Genomic DNA, 20551 nt, shown 5'->3' with positions numbered 1-20551 from the left:
TGGCAATCATTGACGCTGGGTTTTTGGCCCTGAGCGCCCGGGATAATAACCATGATTTTTGGCAGTGAGGCAAACAAAAAGTTACAAACCCCCAAAGTGTCCGTCAAACGGCACTGCTGCGCGAACCAGACATCTGTTTAAAACTCAGCGTGCGGTTAAGACTTTTCCCGCCTCCGGGTGCAATACTCAACGCTTGAGTCAGACGAATCCTGCTTTTATGACCCTTACTTACCGACGACTGACACCGACCGATGCAGTGGCTTATCGCGCGTTGATGCTTGAGGCATATGATCGCCACCCGGACGCCTTTACCTCAGATGTGAAAGAGCGTGAAACGCTGCCTGGCGAATGGTGGGAAAACAGGCTGGATAACAGCAATGCGTCGACCGAAGCAGTGTTTGCCGCCGTCGAAGACAACAAACTGCTGGGCGTAGCCGGGTTGTCCGTTGAAACCCGAAATAAGGCCCGGCACAAGTCAACCTTGTTCGGGATGTACGTGCCTCAGGCTCACAGAAACAGAGGCATTGGTTACCAATTGATGTGCAGCGTGCTCGAGCATGCCAGATCCCGTCCTGAGCTTCTGGTCGTACAGCTCACCGTCACGCAGGGTAATGCCGCAGCACAGGGGCTTTATGAGCGCGTGGGCTTTGTGACCTTTGGCGTTGAACCGCTTGCAGTTGCCGTAGGCAGCCGGTTCGTCTCCAAGGTGCATATGTGGAAGGATTTACGGGAGTAAGTTATCCCCTAGCCATTATCTGCGCTCAGCATCCGAGCGCCTCGGCTGCGTCGGTCAGAGAGTCGACAATAACGTCCCAGTCCTGTTCGGCAGTAAGGTCAGACGTCTGGCCTGGCCCGTGCTCGGACGGGCGTCGGACAAATACCGTCTTGAAGCCATTCGCACGGGCTGCCGCCAGGTCGGAGTTATGCGCAGCCACCATCGCGACTGCTTGCGGGGCCAGGCCCACGGCGTCTGCCGATTTCAGGTAGGTCTGCGGCATTGGTTTGTAAGAGCCCGCGATTTGCGCGCCGACAATCACGTCCCACGGCAAGCCAGCGAACTTTGCCAGGTTGAGCATGCCGGCAATATGCCCGTTGGAAAGCGTGCCAATCGAGAACCTGCGCTTGAGCCGCGTGAGGCCGGCGACGGAATCGGGCCATGGATCAAGCCGTTCCCACGCCTTGTTGAGCTCAATCAGTTCGGTATCCGGAATGCTGCCGAAGTCTACCTCGTGCCGTGCCAGCACGGTTTCCAGACTCTCCCGGTTGAGCACGTCAAGTGTCACGAAAGGACGCTCACCCGAGCGAACGCGCTGCATGGAAGGCTGGTAGAGCCCGCGCCATTGATCGGCAAAATCGAGGGGGTCGACGTTCACGCCATGACGCAGCAGAAAGGGCGCCGCGGCGCGTGCCACACCACCTCGCCAATCCACAACGGTGCCGAATACGTCGAACCCGAGAAAACCCACCTGTGCAAATCTGGCCATATTATCGCTCCGGTAATGTGTATCGTCGCTTATAGTTCTACACAAGCAGTCGCTCGGAGGACAGTCGTTTCCGGGCAGACATTGCCCTCGTTGAAGAGGTAATGAGTGATATCGAAACCGGTCGGCGACTGGCCAATCAACGATGGATGGAGAATTCATGAACTACGTGAAGCTTGGAAACACAGGGCTGGATATTTCCAGACTGTGCCTTGGGTGCATGACCTTCGGCGAACCTGATGCCGGAACGCATCCCTGGACACTGGGCGAAAAAGCAAGCAGACCGATCATCAAGCACGCCGTCGAGCAAGGCATCAACTTTTTTGACACCGCCAACAGCTACTCGGCAGGCACCTCGGAAACCATCGTCGGAAAGTTGCTGAAAGAGTTCACGCGCCGCGACGAAACCGTGATCGCCACCAAGGTGTTCTTCCCGGCAAACATGTGGGAAGGCTCGACAAGGCCCAACGAGAAAGGGCTCTCGCGCAAAGCCATCATGTCCAGTATCGATGCGAGCCTGACGCGGCTCGGCACTGATTATGTCGACCTGTACCAGATTCACCGCTGGGACTATGACACGCCCATCGAGGAAACCATGGAAGCCCTGCACGATGTGGTCAAGGCAGGCAAAGCCCGATACATCGGCGCCTCGTCCATGTATGCGTGGCAGTTCGCCAAGGCCCAGCAGGTCGCGGTCGCGCACGGGTGGAGCAAGTTTGTGTCCATGCAGAATTATCTGAATCTGGTGTATCGCGAAGAAGAACGCGAGATGATCCCGCTGTGTATCGATCAGGGTGTCGGCCTGATGCCCTGGAGCCCGATGGCGCGTGGCAGGCTGACCCGGCCCCATGGGCAGCAGACCGAGCGGACCAGGACCGACATTTCCGGTCAATCGTTTTACCAGGCGACGGAAAAGGAAGACGGTCGGGTGATCGACGTTGTGGAACAGGTCGCAGCAGAACGGGGTGTGCCGATGGCGCAGGTCGCACTGGCCTGGGTATTGGCCAAACGAGGGGTTTCAGCGCCGATTGTCGGCGCGTCCAAAGCGTCCCAACTGGACGATGCCATCGCCGCACTGGAGCTGGTGCTCAGCGACGAAGAGATCCAACGCCTTGAGGCACCTTATGTACCGCATCTGGTGACCGGATTCGTCTGATCCGCACAGCAGAAACCCGACGCCGGCGAACGTTACAGCGTCGCCGGTAACCTGATGGACCGCAGTCATCCGATAGAACGGTGACCAGCAACGCTTATCTTATGAACACAACATCACAACCCTCGTAACCGTCACACACTTCTGAAATAACACCTGTCTATCTCGCCGCATGCAAATATCTATTGGGCGACCGACCCGCTGCACGGTATTGTCTTGCCATTCGCAATGAATGGCCGTTTGCCAGTGCTTGATTCGACTTTACCCACTTCCCCAGTTCGAGTTCCTTCCATGAAAAATCCGGTTTCTCTGGCTACCCGCATCGGCTTGGGGTTTGCCGCGGTCGTTTCACTGCTCATATTGATCACCGCTGTCGGCATTCAGCGGGTTGGCTTCATCGACAGCACCCTGGAAGACGTTGGAGACAATGCCGCAAAGGTGCAACGCTATGCGATCAACTTTCGTGGCAGCGTGCATAACCGGGCGATCGCCCTGCGCGATGCGGTGCTGGTCAACAATGATCAGGACCTCGCGCTCCATCTGGCAGAGATGACCCGGCTGGAAAAGGACTACATCGATTCGGCTGCACCGATGGATCAACTGTTCTCCAGGCCGACCGTAAGTGCCGAAGAGCGGCAACTGCTGCGTGGCATCAAGGAAATCGAACAGCAGACGCTGGGCTCTACCAAAAGCGTCATTGCCTTGCGCCGTACCGGTGACATCGCCGGTGCCCAGGCCCTTTTGCTGAGCCAGACATCGGGGGACTACAGCGAATGGCTGAAGCGCATCAACGCGCTCATCGACCATGAGGAAGCCTCGATCAGGGTTCAGCTGGATAATGTGCAGGCGACCGCCAGCCAGTTCCGTGGCCTGATGCTGCTGGCAACGGCTTTCGCCGTGCTGCTGAGTATCGTGCTGTCGGTTTTCATCATTCGCTTTGTGAAAAAGACGCTTGGCGCGGAGCCTGTAGAGGTTGCGCAGGCCATTCGAAGATTGGCGGCCGGCGATCTGCAGCAAACCATCACCACCGCGCATCCCGACAGCGTCATGGGCGTACTGAAAACCGCGTTGACTCGTCTCTCGGAAACCATCACAGAGGTGAGGACGGCTGCCCAAGAGGTCAGCCAATCATCCACCGTGCTGTCGGCGGCGTCATCTGCCAACAATACCCAGATCATGGTGCAGACCCGTGAAGCCGAACAGGTGGCGACCGCCATCAGCCAGATGGCCGCCACGGTCAATGAAGTCTCGGGCTATGCAGCACAGGCAGCGGACGCTGCACGTTTGGCAGACAGCGAAGTGGCGACCGGTAACCGACTCGTCGAAGGCACTACCACTGCCATCGAGCAACTGGCAGCCACGCTGACTGAAACAACAAATACTGTGGAGCAGGTGTCCAGGCACAGCGAGCAGATCGAAACGGTGATCGAGGTGATCAACTCGATTGCTTCGCAAACCAATCTGCTGGCGCTTAATGCGGCCATTGAAGCAGCCCGTGCGGGTGAGCACGGCAGAGGCTTTGCGGTCGTCGCCGATGAAGTTCGTTCCCTGGCGAATCGTACCCAGCAGTCGACCCAGGAAATTCAAAACATGATCAGCACGCTGCAAGGCGGTACTGAAACCGCGGCGCAGAACATGCGCGACAGCTGCGAACTGGTCAATCGCGCCGTTGACCAGACACGCAACGCACAAAGTGCTCTGTCCAGAATCAATCAGGAAGTGGGCGCGATCAATCACATGAATGCGCAAATCGCCAGCGCTGCGGTTCAGCAAAGCTCGGTGGCAGAAGACGTTGCCATGAACATCAACAGTATTCACGACTCGACACTCAAGTCCGCCAATGGATCGCAGCAGGTGGCAAGCGCCAGCGAAGAGCTGGCACAGCTTGCAGATCGCCTTACCCGCAAGGTCGCGTTTTTCAAAGCAGGCTGACGGTGTGAGCAGGTATTCGGCGATGGATGCTGCATCGGATGCTGCATCGCCGGATACCTCATTAGCGGCAAATCAGTCTGTGCAAATGACCGACCTGGAGCTACGTATCGCCAGCGCAACGGTGAACATGGACAGCGCGGCACATACCGCACCGATGACGATGGCGGCGGTAAAGCCGGCCCGACCGGACACCACGCCGCCGATGAACGCCCCACCGCCAATCGACAGATTCACCACACAGACCAGTAACGCCTGAACACCCTCCACGCGGTCATTGGAGGCCTCGAAACACCAGATCTGCGTGGTGACGGGGATCATCCCGAAAGCGAACCCCCAGACCAGAATCACCGGCCAGAGCAGCCACGGGTTGCCGACAAACATCAGCAATGCGGTCAACGATCCCAGCATCAGCAGGGTCATGATCAGCACCGAGGACGGCGCGCTTCTGGCTGCCAGGGCTCCCCCGGCCAGATTCCCTGCCACCGCTGCCAGACCGAAGGCGAAGAGCAATGCTCCCAGGGCCTGCCCCTGGATATGCGCGAACTCCTGCACGAAGGGCGCGAGGTAGGTGTAAGCCGCGAAGTGTCCGACGTAGATCAACAGTGCGGCGGCGAACATACGACGAATGCGTTGCTCGCCAGCCAGCGACAGCATCTGACTGATGCCGGCAGAGCGCTCGCCCGGTAACGCCGGTAAAAACGCTGCGATCAACAGCCCTACCGCAACCGTGACCACTGCTGCTGTTTCAAATGCCGCCCGCCAGCCGAAGGCTTCACCGATCAACGTGCCAGCCGGAATACCGGCAACGGTGCCGATCGAGACGCCCGCCAGCACATACGCGGTGGCCTTTACGCCCTCCTTGCCGGGCCTCAAGCGAGGCCCGAGCGAACCGGCAATCGTCCAGAAACCTCCCAGTGCGAAGCCAAGCAGGACCCGGCCGGCAAGCGTCAGCCAGAAGTGCGTCGACAGCGCCACGATCAGGTTGGACGCCAGCAATATCGACAGCAGCCCCAGCAGCAGGCGCTTGCGATCAACATGACTGAACAGGGCAATACAGGAAGGTGCTGAAATGGCCGCGAGGATGCCGGGGACAGCCATCATCAAGCCCGCTTGGCTGATGCTGGTTCCCAGGTCACGAGCAATATCGGGCAGCAGCCCGACAGGGAGAAATTCAGTAGTGACGGTAGCGAATGACCCAAGGGATACACTGCCTACAGCCCACCATGAAGCGGGGTTTATTACGAGGTTTCCAGCAGTTTCAAAACGACTCACAGCGGTTCCAGAATTCGGGGATGTCAGCAGCTGACCCGTCGGGCCAGCGCGTGGATGCGCGTAACCCTACCGTGTAAAGCCTTGACGAAGCCACCTTGCGAGAGAAATTCTGTGTCAACGACCCGCGATAATTTCTGCGGAAACTGGCTATCAGGCCGATGCTCTGCGTCGAGGTTTCGTGGGTGACGCAGAGCGTCACGAAAGGCGTTCCCATGCAGAGCATGGGAACGCTCACTCAGGCAGTCGTGACCTACTTGTTGCGGGTCACTCTCCAGACGGTGTTGGCCAGGTCGTCGGCGATGATGAGCGCGCCCTTCGGATCAACCGTCACGCCTACCGGCCGCCCGCGAGTCTTGCCATCAGCACCACGGAAACCCGTTGCGAAGTCCACCGGTTCACCCGCAGGACGTCCATTGCTGAACGGCACAAAGATGACCTTGTAGCCAACCGGATTATCGCGGTTCCAGCTGCCGTGCTCGCCAACGAAGACGCCGTCAGCGAACTTGTCACCCATGGCCGGGATGGAGAAATCCACACCCAGAGCGGCAACGTGCGAACCCAGGCTGTAATCCGGCTTGATCGCCGCAGCGACCTTGGCCGGATTCTGTGGCTGGGCACGCGTGTCTACGTTCTGGCCCCAATAGCTATACGGCCAGCCATAGAACGCGCCCTCCTTCACCGAGGTCAGGTAATCGGGAACCAGGTCCGGGCCCAACTCGTCACGCTCATTGACCACCGTCCACAACTGCCCGGTATCCGGCTGAATCGTCAACGCGGTCGGGTTACGCAGACCGGTCGCATAAGGCTTGTGGGCACCGGTTGCGGCGTCGATCTGCCAGACCATCGCGCGATCGATTTCGACTTCCATGCCACGCTCGGTCACGTTGCTGTTCGAGCCGATGCCAACGTACAGGGAGCGACCATCAGGGCTGACAGTCAGTGCCTTGGTCCAGTGGTGGTTGATCGCCGAAGGCAGATCGGTAACCTTGACCGGCTCACCGCTGGCCCTGGTCTGACCGTCCTGATAATCGAAGCGAACCAGCGCGTCCTGATTGGCCACGTACAGCTTGCCATCGGCAAACGCCAAGCCATAAGGAGCATTGAGGTTTTCGGCAAAGACTGTCTTTAGCTCGTACTTGCCGTCACCGTCCGCGTCGCGCAGCAAGGTCAGGCGATTGCCGCCTTTGACCTTGGTATTGCCCTGGGCTTTGATGACGCTGGCAATCACATCCTTGGGCTTGAGCTTGGCAGCACTGCCGCCGCGACCTTCGGCGATGAGGATGTCGCCGTTCGGCAACACGAGGGACTGGCGCGGAATGCTCAAGTCGGTGGCAATCGCAGTGATGCTGAACCCCTCGGGTACGGTGGGCTTTTGATCGCCCCATGCAACGGGCTCGGCAATCTTCATGCTGGGCAACAGGCCACGTTGCGGTTCCGGTAGTTTCGGGTCCGGCCCGCGTGCCTGGGTACTGTCCGCTTCGCCACCACAGGCGCTCAGCAGCAGCGCCATGCTCAATACTGTCAGTGCGTGAGAGTGCTTCATTCTGCACCTCCCGAACGCAGGCTGGTCAGCCCCGTCCATGTCGCAACACCGGCCAGTACGGTCACGATAACCGACAGGATCAAGCCAGACGGCATGACCGCCCAAGCGTCTTTAGCATGCTCGAAAGCATTGACCAGACCCAGCACCCAGGTGACCAGCAACAACAGAAAGTACACCACGGGACGACCGGCCTTGTGATCCGCACGCACTAGATTGACCAGCGCGAACAGCAACGCCAGCCCGCAGAACAGCAAGCCTCCGGCAATCAGCCAGGCGGCAAAGTTGCTCCACTGAATCTGAAAGGTCTGGTAGTAGGCGATGTCGCTCAGCAATCCGCCAAGAAACAGAGGAACGGTTCCTGCAAGCAAGGTCGCGTGTAGCGGGCCTGGCGTATATCGGTAGACGGGATGGGTGGTTACAGTCATGACGGCTCCTTTTCGTTCGGCGACCCTGGATCAATGCTCAGTGCGAATGCACTCGCCTGTCAGGGTCGCGCTGAATGCGCATAGAAAAGGATCATGCTGGCGAAGCGATAGTTCAGCACTTTTCATTTCGAAATATTTTGAAAACGCTACTGGCTTGCAGTGCGCTTGTTTCGCCGGCAACGCTCAGAGCAATAAAGCACCTCATCCCAGCAGCGCGCCCACTTCTTGCGCCAGGTAAACGGCAGCCCGCAGACCACACAGGTTTTGACCGGCAGTTCACTCTTTTTCAAAGTGCCTCTCCGGCATCGAGCCTGGCCAGCAATGCCTCGCCTCGCTCCCACAGCGCCTGCTGTTTGGGTTCAGCCATGCGATCAAGGTTCTTGTAAATAATGCCCATACGCTGGTTGCGCCGCAAAAGATCGCCATGGCGCATCAGAAAATGCCAGTAGAGCGCATTGAACGGGCAGGCATCGTCAGTCGTGCTTTCAGTGACCTTGTAAGCGCAGTCTCGGCAATAGTCAGACATGCGCTTGATGTACTGGCCGCTGGCGCAGTAGGGCTTGGAGCCCAGATAGCCGCCATCGGCGTGCATGACCATGCCCAGCGTATTGGGCAGCTCGACCCAGTCGAAAGCGTCCATGTAAATCGCCAGATACCACTCGCAGATCTGGCTCGGCACGATACCGGCAAGCAGCGCAAAGTTGCCGGTCACCATCAGGCGCTGAATATGATGGGCATAGGCATGCTTGAGGCTCTGGCCGATCGCCTGACTCATGCAGTTCATCTTCGTTTCGCCGGTCCAGTAAAACTCCGGCAGCGGCCTGCTGTTACCGAACAGGTTGCCATCGGCATACTCGGGCATTTTCAGCCAGTAAACGCCACGCACATATTCCCGCCAGCCGATCAATTGGCGAATGAAACCTTCGGCGGCATTCAGCGCCACCCTGCCCGACCAGTACGCGGACTCAACGTCACTGCAGATCTGGCGCAGATCCAGCAGACCGATGTTCAGCGCAGCGCTGATCCGCGCGTGAAACAGAAACGGCTCATCAGTGGCCATTGCATCCTGATAATCGCCGAAGCCAGACAGCCCGAAATCGAGAAAGTAGTCCCACAGCGCCTGAGCATCGACATGCGTCACCGGGTAATCGAAATCATCCAGCGAACCGTAATGACTGGCAAAACGTTCAGCGACCAGTGTCAGCACGTCGCGAGTGATCCCATCTGCCGAGAAGCGCATCGGGTAAGGCGCAGCGACGCCCTTGGGCAGCGCCTTGCGGTTTTCCGCATCAAAATTCCAGGCACCGCCCACCGGTGTGCCATCGCCGTTCAACAGCAACCGGCTCTTGCGCCGCATCTCCCGGTAGAAGAACTCCATGCGCAACTGCTTTTTACCCTGCGCCCACGACAAAAACTCTTCGCGGGAACAGAGAAAGCGCGTATCGGCATACCATTGAATCGGCAACCCGCTGTCCTTGATCGACTGCTCCAGCCGCCAGTCACCGCACTCGGTGACGTGCAGCTCTTTGGCTTGCAGCAGGGCCTGCCAGCGCCGCAACTCACCCGGCACCGACCCGGTGTTCTGCGGGTCATCAAGCATGACGTACTGCACCCGAATGCCGCGCTCACGCAGCGCCTCGGCAAAATGACGCATGGCGCTGAAGATCAGCACGATTTTCTGCGGATGATGCGGCACATGGCTCGCCTCCTCCATCACTTCGACCAGCAGGACCGTATCGCGCTCTGGGTTCAGGTCTTTCAGGGACGCCAGGTCGAAACACAGTTGATCACCAAGGACGAGGTGGAGATGGGGGGATTCGGTCAATGGAAAAAGCTCCGCATGGCGTCTGCAAGGATCTGAAAAGCTGTGGCGACAGACGATTGGCCTGTACCTCAGGGCCAGCTACCCAATACTCCGAAGCCGCAAAACTTGTACCAATGTAATTTCATGTACAAGATTTTCATAGCGTTTTTCGATGAGTTACCTGTAATGGTTGTCGCAGGTACAGCTGCGGTGGCCGAGTGGTGTCCTGCCAACTGGCAGGCACCTACACGATCATTGCCAGGCCACCGGCCCGAATCAAACCGACTGGTAACCCGCCAGCCCCGCCACCCGTTCAACCCACCGCAAAACACTCGGATACGCCCCCAGCTCCACACCGCCTTCCGGTGCCAGCACCACATACGGATAAACCGCACACTCGGCAATCGTAGGCCGCCCCATTGCCAGCCAGTCATGCTGTTCAAGGTGTTTGTCGAGTAGCCCCAACACAACAGACGATTTCTGCAGGGCCTCGGCCTTGTTCAGCGCAGCGCCGAATTTCTGCACCAGTCGCGCCGCGCAAAGGCTGTGCTGGATCTCGTTGCCGGCGAACGACAGCCATTGGGCGATTTCGGCCTGGCCTTGAGGGTGAGCGGGCCACCACGCCAGGCCGCCATATTCGCCAGCGAGGTAAATCAGAATGGCCTGCGAGTCGCGCAGGACGACCGGACCATCTTGTAGAACAGGTAATTCGCCCAGAGGATTGAGGTCAGACAGTGGTGGCTTTTTATGCTCGCCGTTCAGAAAGTCCACCGCTACCACTTCAAGCTCGATATGGGCCAGGGCAGCGAACAGGCGGACTTTGTAGCAGTTGCCGGAGGCTTGCAGATCGTACAGTTTCATTGTGTGTCTCCATCGACGAGTTGATTGAATTCCAGAACGTTGCCATCGGGGTCGCGGATGAACAGTGCAATTCGTCGCGGGCCGATGGGGTGCGGCCCTTCAGTGACGACAATTCCCTGCGCGTCGAGCCAGCGCTCTAGCGCCTGCAAGTCATCGACGATAAACGCCGGGTGCGTCATGCCGGGTAGTTTCAGCGGGGCATCCAGCAACACGTTGTGAGCACGGGGCACGCGAACGCCATTGAAGATCAGGTTGATGCGCACGCCGTCCGGGCTGAGCATCTCGTTGGCTTCGTAACGTGGAAAACGCGCACTCTCGACAAAACCAAGCGCCTGATAGAAGGCCAGTGCGCGGTTTTGGTCGCTGACGCGAATACCGATGTGGTCGTATGCGAGAATCCGGGCGGGGTTGGGTTGCAGACTCATGAGGTTGAAACTCCGGTTGGAAGCAGTTTCGCAAGTGTCGGCCACGGCAGCGGTTTCACCTATGCTGCGGACCTGACAAGACCTATGCACTAATCGCACAAATCAGAAGGTGGCAATGGACAGGCTCAAGGCAATGGCCAATTTCGTGCGGATCGTCGACAGTGGCAGTCTGAGTTCGGCGGCGGATGTCACCGGGCAATCGGTTGCGTCGCTGGTCCGCTCGCTGGCCGCTCTGGAAAGTCATCTGGGCGTACGCCTGTTGAACCGCAGCACGCGGCGCATGGCTCTGACCGATGAGGGCGAGGAGTATTTGCGCTGGACCCGGCGCATGCTCGCGGACTTCGATGATATGGAACAGCGCCTTGATGGCCGCGACGGAATCGTACGCGGCCTTCTTCGGGTGACGGCACCTGTCGAGTTCGGACAGCGTTATATCGCCCCGTTGGTAAACGCCTTTCTCTGCGAGCATCAGAACATCAACGTCGAGCTGAACCTCAATGACCAGATCGTGCCTCTGCTCGACGAGCGCCTTGATCTGGCGTTGCGCATCGGCCATCTCCCGGACTCGGCGATGGTCGCGCGCAGGATCGGGGCGACCCGGCTGGTGAGCTGCGCAAGCCCGGGCTACCTGCGCACCGCCCCGCTGCTGGACACCCCGAAATCCCTGCCTGAGCACGCGTGCATTACGCTGGCTTCGCACGGCCGGCAGTGGTACTTCCGGCATCAGGGCAAAGAGTTGATACAGGACATTATCCCCAGACTTGTCTGTAATCAGGTCCGCGCCGCCAGCCTAGCCTGCGTGCAGGGTCTGGGCGTGACCCGGCTGATGCATTATCAGGTTGCAGACGAACTGGCTGACGGTCGCCTGATCAGGGTACTCAACGACTTCGAAACGGCAGATCTGCCGATTCAACTGGTTTATCCGCACGCCTTGTAGCTCTCGCCACGGGTCAAGGCATTCGTCGAATGGGCAATTCCACAGCTGGAAAAATGCCTGCCTGATCCCTCTCTTCAAGACCGATAGCGCTGCCAAAAGCTCATCTGATGTACGGTACAGAGGCACCTGTGCTCGCAGTGGAAATGTGAAAATTTTGTTAACTATTTGTTCGCAGTGTCTTTTTCTGACAGAAACAACCTGCCACAATAATGCGAACAGTTATCAACATTATTATCATCCAGCCACGGACGGCTTCAGGGAGTGTCGGGTTCATGCCGGGCCAGCAATCGCAAAGCCGTTTTCTTTTTACCCCTGCCCTGCTGACAATGGGCATCTGGATCGCAACTTCTCAGGCTGCCTACGGCGCTGAAACGCAAGCCACAGAAGCGTCATCGGCGACGACAATGGAGCTGGGCGCGACGCAAATCAGCAGCGACCAACTTGGCTCTACTACCGAAGACAGTCAGTCCTACACCACGGGCCCGATGCAGACAGCGACCAAATTGCCGCTGACCATCCGCGAAACCCCGCAGGCTGTGACCGTCGTCACTCGTCAGCGCATGGACGACCAGGCCATGACCAGCATCAACGACGTGGTGAAATACACCCCAGGTCTGTTTTTGGACCAGTCCAGCGGACCGGGTCGGCAAACCTATACCTCTCGCGGTTTCGACATCGACAACATCATGTACGACGGCCTGCCCGCCTCATACTCGGGCTACACGGCAGGCGTTCAGCCCAACCTGGCCATGTTCGATCATGTCGAGGTGATCAGAGGCGCTACAGGCCTGGCGACAGGGTCTGGTAACCCTTCAGCGGCGATCAATATGGTGCGCAAACGTCCTACCGCCGTTCCACAAGTCACCCTCACCGGCACGGTCGGGAGCTGGGACGACTACCGCGGCGTATTCGATGCCTCCGGACCACTGAACGATAGCCGCACGGTACGCGGCCGAATAGTCGGTTCCTACCAGGATGCCAACAGTTTCCGCGACAAGGAAAAAAGCGATCACGGCGTTTTCTACGGGGTTGTCGAGGCCGATCTGAACGATGCCACGACCGCCACTCTGGGCTTGTCTCGTCAGGAAGATCAGACCAATTACTTCTGGGGCGGCCTCCCACTCGGCACTGACGGCCATCACCTGAACCTGCCGCGTTCGACCTATTCCGGCTCGGATTGGGAAAACAAGAAAATCCGCATAGACACCGTGTTCGGTGAGCTGGAGCACCGTTTCGACAACGACTGGAAACTACGCGTAGCAGGCTCGAGCTCGTCGCTGGACGGTCTGTTTTCAGGCACTTACCTGTCGCGCTACAACGGCCCGCTGGAAACGACGGCCTATCAGTCCAAGCCTGAGGAGCAGCAGACTGCGTTCGATGTCTACGCCAGCGGACCGGTCGAAGCGTTTGGGCGCACCCATGAAGTGGTGGTCGGCACCAGCAGGCGCTTGTACGACAAGACCAGCAAGGAATACAGCCCCTACGACACAGGACTGCCGATTGGCGCGCCGAAGCCGGACTTCGTCCGCGATGGCAAGACGCATAGCATCGCCACTCAGGACGCGATTTACCTCACTACACGTCTGAGCCTGGCCGACCCGCTGACCCTGATCCTCGGCGGCCGTCTGGACTGGTACGACTACGACGATCGCTCTGGCGATGAAGACTACAAGGTCACCCGCAATCTGACCCGCTACGCGGGGCTGATCTACAAGCTGGATGAACACCATTCCCTGTACACCAGCTACACCGATGTCTTCCAGCCACAGAGCGCGCAAAGCTTGTCTGGCAAGGTGCTAGACCCCGTCGTGGGCGAAAACTATGAAGTCGGTATCAAGGGCGAATATTTCAACGGCGCCCTCAATGCCAGCCTGGCAGTGTTCCGGATCGACCAGAAAAACCTCAAGACCGAGTCACCGACCCAGGCGGGCTGCGCGGTCCTGACCTGTTACGACGCAGCCGGTCTGGTACGCAGTCAGGGCATCGAGATGGAACTGCAAGGCGCGCTGACCGAGAACTGGCAAGTCGGCGCAGGCTACACCTATGCCCGCACCCACTACCTCAAGGACACCGATCCGGCGAACAAGAACCAGCAATTCAACACCGACACACCTGAGCACCTGTTCAAGGTATCGACCGTCTACCGCCTGCAAGGCGCACTGGAAAAAATGCGCGTCGGCGGCAACGTCTACTGGCAGAGCCGCATGTACAACGACATCGCGCTCACCAATGGCAGTTACCGCCTGGAACAGGGCAGCTACGCCGTCGCAGACTTGATGGCGGGGTATCAGGTGAGCAAGAACCTCGACTTGCAACTGAACGCCAACAACATCTTTGACCGCACCTACTACACGGCGATTGGCGCAAGCTCGGTATGGGGCTCCACCGACGTCTACGGCAACCCGCGCAGCTATGCGTTGACGGCCAAGTACAGCTTTTGAGCCTGAGCCACGCTGCTACCAGGCATGCTCGGTAGCAGCGTGGTTACGCCTCACACCCCAAACACCTTCGCCATACCGCCCACCCCTTTGGCCGTCAGCTTCAGTGCTCTGGAGTCCAGATGGCGGCTTACCCAGCCGCGCGTGAGCATCAGCTCCAGCAGCGCCGCCCCCAGAGCGCCACCGATGTGCGGGGCGCGTTCGCTCCAGTCCAGACAGGCATAGGCCAGACGTCTGCGTTGCTGACGTACTGCGTCCACGTCGATGCCCAGCGCATTCAGTGATTCGACACCCCGCTCACTGATCACATAGTCCTTGCCCTGCTCATTTAACCAGCCGGCCTTCAGTAAGGCATCGTGCAACTTGACGGCGACTTCACCGGCGCAATGGTCGTAACAGGTTCGAGCCTGTCGCAAGGCCGAAGGCGTGTTGGGTTTGAAGGGCACGGCGCTGTGTTGAGTCAGTAACAGCAAGGCTTCCAGCGCTTGCGCCACCTGCGCATTGGTCAGTCGATAGTAACGATGCCGGCCCTGTACGAGCATTTCCACCAGCCCCTGCTCACGCAAACGCGCGAAATGGCCGCTGGCACTCGATGCGCCTATATCGGCCAGCGCCGCCAGCTCGGTCGCGGTTCGTGCATGCCCGTCCAGTAGCGCACAAAGCATTCGGGATCGTGCAGGGTCAGCAATGGCACCCGCCACTGCCGCCAGCGAGAGGTCTGCTGCTTCAACATCCATAGTTCAGCCATCCCTGAAGTGTTCTGGTAGGCGGTCATCATACTGCTGCCAAACCACTTGAAGGGATTCACCTATGCATCAATCTAGTTTTTTTTGGCAGAAAAGTCGTCGCAGCTACATTTCTGATGGCTGTGTTTGGCTGGGGCATCGGCTTTTACGGTCCGCCAATATTCATGTATGCCGTGATTCAGAGAACCGGCTGGTCGACCGCGCTGTGCTCGGCTGCGGTCACGGTGCATTTTCTGGCAGGTACGTTGGTCGTGGTCAACCTGCCTGTGTTGTACAAAAGGTATGGCCTCCCGTGGATTACGGTTTCAGGGGCGGCAACCCTTGCTGTCGGTGTGTACGGCTGGTCGATCGCCAATCAGCCCTGGCAATTGTTCATCGCCGCAGCGCTGAGCGGATTCAATTGGGTAACCATGGGCGCGGCAGCGGTCAACGCTACCATCTCGCCATGGTTTGTCAGCAAGCGCCCTGGCGCATTGGCGATGGCCTATAACGGCGCGAGCATCGGCGGTGTAGTCTTTTCATCGGGCTGGGTGTACCTGATCGACCGGTTCGGGTTCAGCCTTACTGCGGTCGTGGTGGGTGTGCTTTCAACAGGTGTGATCGCGCTCCTCGCTTTCGGTGTGTTCCGCTTCAGGCCTGAACATCTGGGTCAGCAGCCCGACGACATTCTCCAGATAACCACTGACCTGCCTCCATTCCAGGACACTGCGCCCTTAACGTTACGGAGTAACCGACCATTCCTCACGCTGGCGGCGGCCATGTCGCTCGGGCTGTTTGCGCAGATCGGCCTGATCAGCCAATTATTCCTGCTGCTGATTGATCACGTCACACAGCAGACCGCAGGTATGGCCATGGGTGTCGCTACCTGCAGCGCTATCTTCGGCAGATTTCTGTCCAGCAGGCTATTAGCGCCAGGCACCTGTCGACGCCACGTCGCCTGCCTGAGTTACGCCTGCCAGTGCCTGGGCTGTGTGGTGCTGATGTTTATAGGCACAAGCCCTGCTCTGTTATGTGCCGGCATGATTCTTTTCGGTGTGGGTATCGGCAATGCGACATCACTGCCTCCGCTAATTGCCCAAGCGGAATTTCCCAGGCATCAGGTTGCGCGCGTGGTGACGTTGATCGTCGCCATCGCTCAAGGCTGCTACGCCTTTGCGCCAGCCTTCTTCGGTGGCGTCCGGACTTTATTCAACGGGCCTGACAGCGACCTGATAGCGCTGGCACTTGCTGCCAGTATTCAGGCGGCAGCGATACTTGTCCTCATCAGCACGCGGCCACATGTAAAACCGTAGCCAATGCCAAAAACAGAGTGAGCACTCTGCTTTTAAAAAAGAATATTAATTTCTATAAAATAGTAAAAAACACTAATTTATTGCCGTAAATATGAATTTTATGGGATTAAATCAAAGTTAAATCCGTATAGTTGATACCTGAATTTACATACCATCAACTATATAAAATTGCATTCGTGTATTTTACCGTTCAGCAATTTTCTGCTTGTTACGCACGTTTTGAAGAACCTGTCGGCCGCCCCGAGCTGCCGACTTGCCTGTCTGCCTGTTTCATATTTCTATTTGGAGACTCTCCCGATGGCCAGCCCCCTGCTGCCTGTTGTTGCCACTTTACTGATGTCCCTTGCCGCCCTGCCGGTGTCTGCCGCTGACAGGCAGAACCCGCTGCCATCCACGTCGAGCGAGCGCCGCGCAGAGGTCGACGCTCAGCGTGAGCAGATCACCGGTGCCGACGCTGCCGTACAGAAAACGCCCAATGGCGCGCAAACGGTGGTGGATGCGCCGATCGACACTGCTGACGCCCCTGCCGGCAATGAAGACCACTGAGTGACCCACTGACTGCAACCGATCAACCTATGAATGACGTAAGGAATAACTCCGTGTCCATGATCAAACAAGGCCTGGGCCTGAGCCTGTTGGCGCTCGGTATCGCCCAGGCAGGCAGCGTGTTCGCTGTGACGCCGATGACAGGCAATGAAGTCGAAGCGCGCGTAGGCGCAATGCTCGACAACATGACGCAATCGGAAAAAATCAATTTCTCGCGCGTTGACGACGGCCGGATGATTCCGAAGCTGGACAAGTTCAACCTGCAGGGTACGGTCGCCTATGATTCGGCGATGGGCGTGCTGGTCGGCGGCAAGACGTTCGGTGCGCAGTACCCTTCCCCGTCAGCACTCGCAGCCACCTGGAGCATCAACCGGGCCAAGGAATTCGGTCTGGCGATCGGCTACGAAACCCGGATAGCGGGCGGGCAGCAAATGCTCTCGCCAGCCATCAACCTCTACCGTACGCCTTTCAACGGGCGAGCGGCTGAGTACATGAGCGGCGAAGACCCGTTTCTCGGTGCCGTATTGGCACCTGCGGTGACCAACGGCATTCAGGTGCAAGGCGTCCAGGCGGCCGCCAAGCACTACCTGATGAACGAGCAAGAAGCGAACCGTCATTATCTGGATGTGAAGATTGACGAGCGAGCGATGCAAGAGCTGTATCTGCCTGGCTTCGAGTCACTGGTCAAGAACGCCAATATCGCCTCGATCATGTGCGGCTACAACAAGATCAACGGCGAATATGCGTGTGAAAACCACCACCTCATCACCGACATCCTGAAAGGCCAATGGGGCTTTCAAGGTAACGTCATGAGCGATTTCAACTCGGTTCAGGACGCCTTCAAGGGTGCGTGGGCGGGTACCGATATCGACATGCCCAGCGGGCTCCAGTTTACTGAAGCCAAACTGCTGCCTTACATCTGGAATGGTCAACTGCATCAGAACGTGATCGATGACAAGGTGCGCAGGAACCTGAGAGCGCTGGTCAGCTACGGCTTTGACAAGGGGATCAACAAGGCGCAGCCACTGGAGCATCGTGAGTACGGGCAACTGGCGGCCTTGAACGTGGCCAGGGAGTCGATAGTCCTGCTGCGCAACCAGCCGGTAGACGGAAACAAGCCTCTGCTGCCACTGTCCAGAAACGCAAAGATAGCGGTCATTGGTGATCTGGCCATGCAGCCCCCGACCGCGCCGTTCGGTACGGCTTATTCGGCACCCGCAAGCTATGTCCCTGAACTAAGCGGCCTCAAGCAACTGGCGTCGAATACATCCAACGTGGAATACCTTTCACAGATGAGCCTGAACCCGAAGTCGTCGGTCTGGTATCAGCCCGCTAAAGACCAACAGGCCATCAGCAATACCGGTGTAAAAGCCGAGTATTACGCCAATACCTCGCTGTCCGGCGACCCGGTTGCAACCCGCGTCGAACCCGGCATCAATCTGGACTGGATTACCAACACCAACCAGACCGATAACGGCACCAGCACAGTCAACGGCTATACCCCGTCAGCAGGCTCGTTCTCGGCGCGCTTCACCAGCAAGATCAAACCGACGATCAGCGGCCCTCAGGTGTTCAAGGTACGGGCGGACGGTGCCTATAAACTCTGGATCAATGACGAGCTGGTGCTTGAGGATGAGGGCTCGCAAGTCTCGTTCGACCTGATTCCAGTGGTGCCGCGCACTGTCAAAACGGCCAGTCTTAAGGCCGGTACCGAGTACAACGTGCGCCTGGAATATCGCCGGCTTAAAGGCAACTTCACTCCGGTACTGGGCGGCATGAACGGTGTGCAGATGAGCTGGGCAGCGTTGCGTCCACCGAAGAACCTGGGGGATTACGACGCTGTCGTGGTAGCCGCCGGCAATAACTTCGAATACGAGGGTGAGTCGCTTGATCGGCCGTTCGAACTGCCGCAATTCCAGTCCGAGTTGATCAGCTTCATTCAGAAAGCCAACCCTAAAACCATCGTCGTACTGCACGGTGGCGGTGGTATGGATATGCAGCCCTGGGCTGACAAGGTAGCTGCGTCTCTGCACGCATGGTATCCGGGGCAACAGGGTGGTCAGGCACTGGCCGAAATTCTGTATGGCAAGGTCAACCCGTCGGGCAAGCTTCCGATCACCCTGGACAAGAAGGCGCAGGACAACCCCAGCTATGCTTCCTACTCGAACCCGGTGCCGTACTATTTCAGCAGCGCCAACCCTCCAGTTGAAATGACCTACAGCGAAGGCCTGTACCTGGGCTATCGCGGTTACGACAAGAAGCACACCAAACCGCTCTATCCATTCGGTTTCGGGCTTTCCTATACCACGTACGAGTACAGTGATCTGAAACTGTCGAGCAACGTATTGGCTCCGGGCGCGACCATTCAGGCCTCTTTCAAGGTCACCAATACTGGCGACAAGGCAGGTTTTGAAGTTGCTCAGCTTTATGTGCAGCCATCCAGGCCTCAGGTTGATCGCCCGGAGAAAGAGTTGAAGGGCTTTACCAAGGTTTACCTGAAGCCAGGCGAAAGCAAAACCGTCACGATTGCACTGGACTCGCGTTCTTTCGCTTATTACTCACCCGATTCGGTGAGCTGGAACGTCGACCCTGGCAAGTTCAAGGTCCTGGTGGGCAAGGACTCGGAAAACCTGGCACTCGACCGCACGGTAGTAGCGCTTTATCCGGAGCAACTGACCACACGAGATTCAAACCCCCTTCCAGTCCCCCTGCGCAAGGCAGTACAAGTCAAGGCAGAGCAGGCTTACTAAGCAACAGCCATTCTGAGTAGCGGTAATCGGTGGTCGATGCGACCACCGATTACTCTCATGCGATTGATCGTTGATCAGCGCCCTGCCAGTTCCTGCGCCAGTCGTTCGAGAAACCTGGCAAATGCACTGTCTATCTGCACGTCTGCTGGCGATCGAAGCCACTGAATCTGCATGCCATCCATCATCGCAACTATCTCAAGGCTGATTTGCCTGACATCAACGTCCTGGCGAATTTCACCTGCCTGAGCCAGCACATTCAGATGCGTCTGAAGATGACTGTGCACAATCTGGAAACGCTCACTGAACCAGCGGTGTGCAGGGTGCGTGACCGACAGACTTTCAGTGTTGATGATCATCAGCGCCTGGCTGACGGAGGCGTCTTCGATGCTGAAACTCATGACCTGCTTCAGAAAGGCAATGAACCCCTCCAGCGAAGCGACTTGCCCGGCGTCCTGTAACCTGGCAGCAACGTACTGATCCCTATGTTCAAGAACAGCTTGCAACAACACCAGTTTGGTCGGGAAATGATGCAGCAATCCGACCTGAGAGAGACCTGCAACCTTGGCAATGTTAGACAACGAGGCCCCCGCATAGCCATCCCGGGCGAAGATGGTCATGGCTGCCTGAATGATCTCTGCCTTGCGCACCTCCCCTTTGGGAAGACGTCGCTTAACCGCAGGTTGCTTGACTGTGGCGGGTGTATCAGAACTGTTTGAATTCACGGACATACGAAGGGCACTGTTCGCACAACGAAAGGATAAATCGTAGCATGCGACCGGAAGAAACCCGGAAAAAAGGCCTGAGCACCGATATTGACGCCCTTTAAAGAAACCCGCACGCATGCCGATGCATACCGAAGCCCGACTGTATGTCGATAGCCATAGAGAGACATACCCAAAGTACGGCACCTGGCACCCGGACGCTGAGGGGCACTGGCAAGCGTCGA

The 20551-nt window shown here is 57.9% G+C and carries 17 protein-coding genes and 1 pseudogene; 8 read left to right on the top strand and 10 right to left on the bottom strand.

Annotated elements, in window-relative coordinates:
• Positions 1–217 precede the first annotated feature (217 nt).
• A complete protein-coding gene (locus AC4ANE_RS09945) occupies positions 218–736 on the top strand; it encodes a GNAT family N-acetyltransferase (protein ID WP_002552781.1) in 519 nt (172 codons plus the stop codon).
• 25 nt (positions 737–761) lie between these two features.
• Here the strand turns inward: AC4ANE_RS09945 and AC4ANE_RS09940 are convergent, their stop codons facing one another.
• Entirely contained in the window at positions 762–1484 is a 723-nt protein-coding gene (locus tag AC4ANE_RS09940) for a haloacid dehalogenase type II (protein ID WP_002552780.1), read from the bottom strand.
• Positions 1485–1641: 157 nt separating this feature from the next.
• Between AC4ANE_RS09940 and AC4ANE_RS09935 the strand changes: the two genes are divergently transcribed.
• The gene (locus tag AC4ANE_RS09935; protein ID WP_002552779.1) at positions 1642–2637 is read left to right on the top strand and encodes an aldo/keto reductase; all 996 of its coding nucleotides are present in this window, start codon (positions 1642–1644) and stop codon (positions 2635–2637) included.
• Between the two features lie 288 nt (positions 2638–2925).
• The gene (locus AC4ANE_RS09930; RefSeq protein ID WP_002552778.1) at positions 2926–4566 is read left to right on the top strand and encodes a methyl-accepting chemotaxis protein; all 1641 of its coding nucleotides are present in this window, start codon (positions 2926–2928) and stop codon (positions 4564–4566) included.
• Between the two features lie 72 nt (positions 4567–4638).
• Here AC4ANE_RS09930 and AC4ANE_RS09925 read toward each other — a convergent pair whose 3' ends face one another.
• The 7 genes from AC4ANE_RS09925 to AC4ANE_RS09895 all read right to left on the bottom strand — a co-directional run bounded on the left by AC4ANE_RS09925 (position 4639) and on the right by AC4ANE_RS09895 (position 10896).
• A complete protein-coding gene (locus AC4ANE_RS09925) occupies positions 4639–5838 on the bottom strand; it encodes an MFS transporter (protein WP_031594820.1) in 1200 nt (399 codons plus the stop codon).
• 250 nt (positions 5839–6088) lie between these two features.
• Positions 6089–7381, bottom strand: coding sequence for a PQQ-dependent sugar dehydrogenase (locus AC4ANE_RS09920; RefSeq protein WP_002552776.1), 1293 nt, complete (start codon positions 7379–7381; stop codon positions 6089–6091).
• Positions 7378–7806: a DUF2231 domain-containing protein gene (locus AC4ANE_RS09915; RefSeq protein WP_002552775.1), complete on the bottom strand. Its 429-nt coding sequence runs from the start codon at positions 7804–7806 to the stop codon at positions 7378–7380. Before AC4ANE_RS09915 ends, AC4ANE_RS09920 begins: the two co-directional genes overlap by 4 nt.
• A gap of 146 nt (positions 7807–7952) precedes the next feature.
• Entirely contained in the window at positions 7953–8096 is a 144-nt protein-coding gene (locus tag AC4ANE_RS09910) for a DUF2256 domain-containing protein (protein WP_004658371.1), read from the bottom strand.
• Positions 8093–9631, bottom strand: a complete 1539-nt coding sequence (locus AC4ANE_RS09905) for a cryptochrome/photolyase family protein (RefSeq protein WP_031594819.1) — start codon at positions 9629–9631, stop codon at positions 8093–8095. Before AC4ANE_RS09905 ends, AC4ANE_RS09910 begins: the two co-directional genes overlap by 4 nt.
• Before the next feature lie 255 nt (positions 9632–9886).
• Positions 9887–10471 carry a glutathione S-transferase family protein gene (locus tag AC4ANE_RS09900; protein WP_002552773.1) on the bottom strand — a complete coding sequence of 195 codons (585 nt, stop codon included), beginning with the start codon at positions 10469–10471 and terminating at the stop codon, positions 9887–9889.
• Positions 10468–10896 (bottom strand): VOC family protein, encoded by a 429-nt coding sequence (locus AC4ANE_RS09895; RefSeq protein WP_005731427.1) that lies wholly within the window; start codon positions 10894–10896, stop codon positions 10468–10470. The genes AC4ANE_RS09900 and AC4ANE_RS09895 overlap by 4 nt, the downstream gene beginning before the upstream one ends.
• Positions 10897–11011: 115 nt before the next feature.
• On the opposite strand from AC4ANE_RS09895, the pseudogene AC4ANE_RS09890 reads away from it, so the two are divergent.
• Positions 11012–11920 (top strand): annotated as a pseudogene (locus AC4ANE_RS09890) (LysR family transcriptional regulator).
• Between the two features lie 185 nt (positions 11921–12105).
• The gene (locus AC4ANE_RS09885; RefSeq protein ID WP_031594818.1) at positions 12106–14274 is read left to right on the top strand and encodes a TonB-dependent siderophore receptor; all 2169 of its coding nucleotides are present in this window, start codon (positions 12106–12108) and stop codon (positions 14272–14274) included.
• Between the two features lie 50 nt (positions 14275–14324).
• Here the strand turns inward: AC4ANE_RS09885 and AC4ANE_RS09880 are convergent, their stop codons facing one another.
• Positions 14325–15008 carry an ArsR/SmtB family transcription factor gene (locus AC4ANE_RS09880; protein ID WP_002552769.1) on the bottom strand — a complete coding sequence of 228 codons (684 nt, stop codon included), beginning with the start codon at positions 15006–15008 and terminating at the stop codon, positions 14325–14327.
• A gap of 125 nt (positions 15009–15133) precedes the next feature.
• Here AC4ANE_RS09880 and AC4ANE_RS09875 point away from each other — a divergent pair, with 125 nt between their 5' ends.
• From AC4ANE_RS09875 to AC4ANE_RS09865, 3 genes are all read left to right on the top strand, one after another.
• On the top strand, positions 15134–16309 hold the full coding sequence (locus tag AC4ANE_RS09875) for an MFS transporter (protein ID WP_044423665.1): 1176 nt from the start codon (positions 15134–15136) through the stop codon (positions 16307–16309).
• Between the two features lie 297 nt (positions 16310–16606).
• The gene (locus tag AC4ANE_RS09870; RefSeq protein ID WP_002552767.1) at positions 16607–16855 is read left to right on the top strand and encodes a hypothetical protein; all 249 of its coding nucleotides are present in this window, start codon (positions 16607–16609) and stop codon (positions 16853–16855) included.
• 59 nt (positions 16856–16914) lie between these two features.
• Positions 16915–19605 (top strand): beta-glucosidase, encoded by a 2691-nt coding sequence (locus AC4ANE_RS09865; RefSeq protein ID WP_031594816.1) that lies wholly within the window; start codon positions 16915–16917, stop codon positions 19603–19605.
• A 74-nt stretch (positions 19606–19679) separates the two neighbouring features.
• Here AC4ANE_RS09865 and AC4ANE_RS09860 read toward each other — a convergent pair whose 3' ends face one another.
• Positions 19680–20333: a TetR/AcrR family transcriptional regulator gene (locus tag AC4ANE_RS09860; RefSeq protein ID WP_002552766.1), complete on the bottom strand. Its 654-nt coding sequence runs from the start codon at positions 20331–20333 to the stop codon at positions 19680–19682.
• Between the last annotated feature and the right edge of the window lie 218 nt (positions 20334–20551).

The sequence above is a fragment of the Pseudomonas sp. Pme6b genome (genome assembly GCF_058129925.1).
The sequence above is the reverse complement of the archived record's forward strand: the minus strand, read 5'-3'. Positions and strand labels throughout refer to the sequence as shown.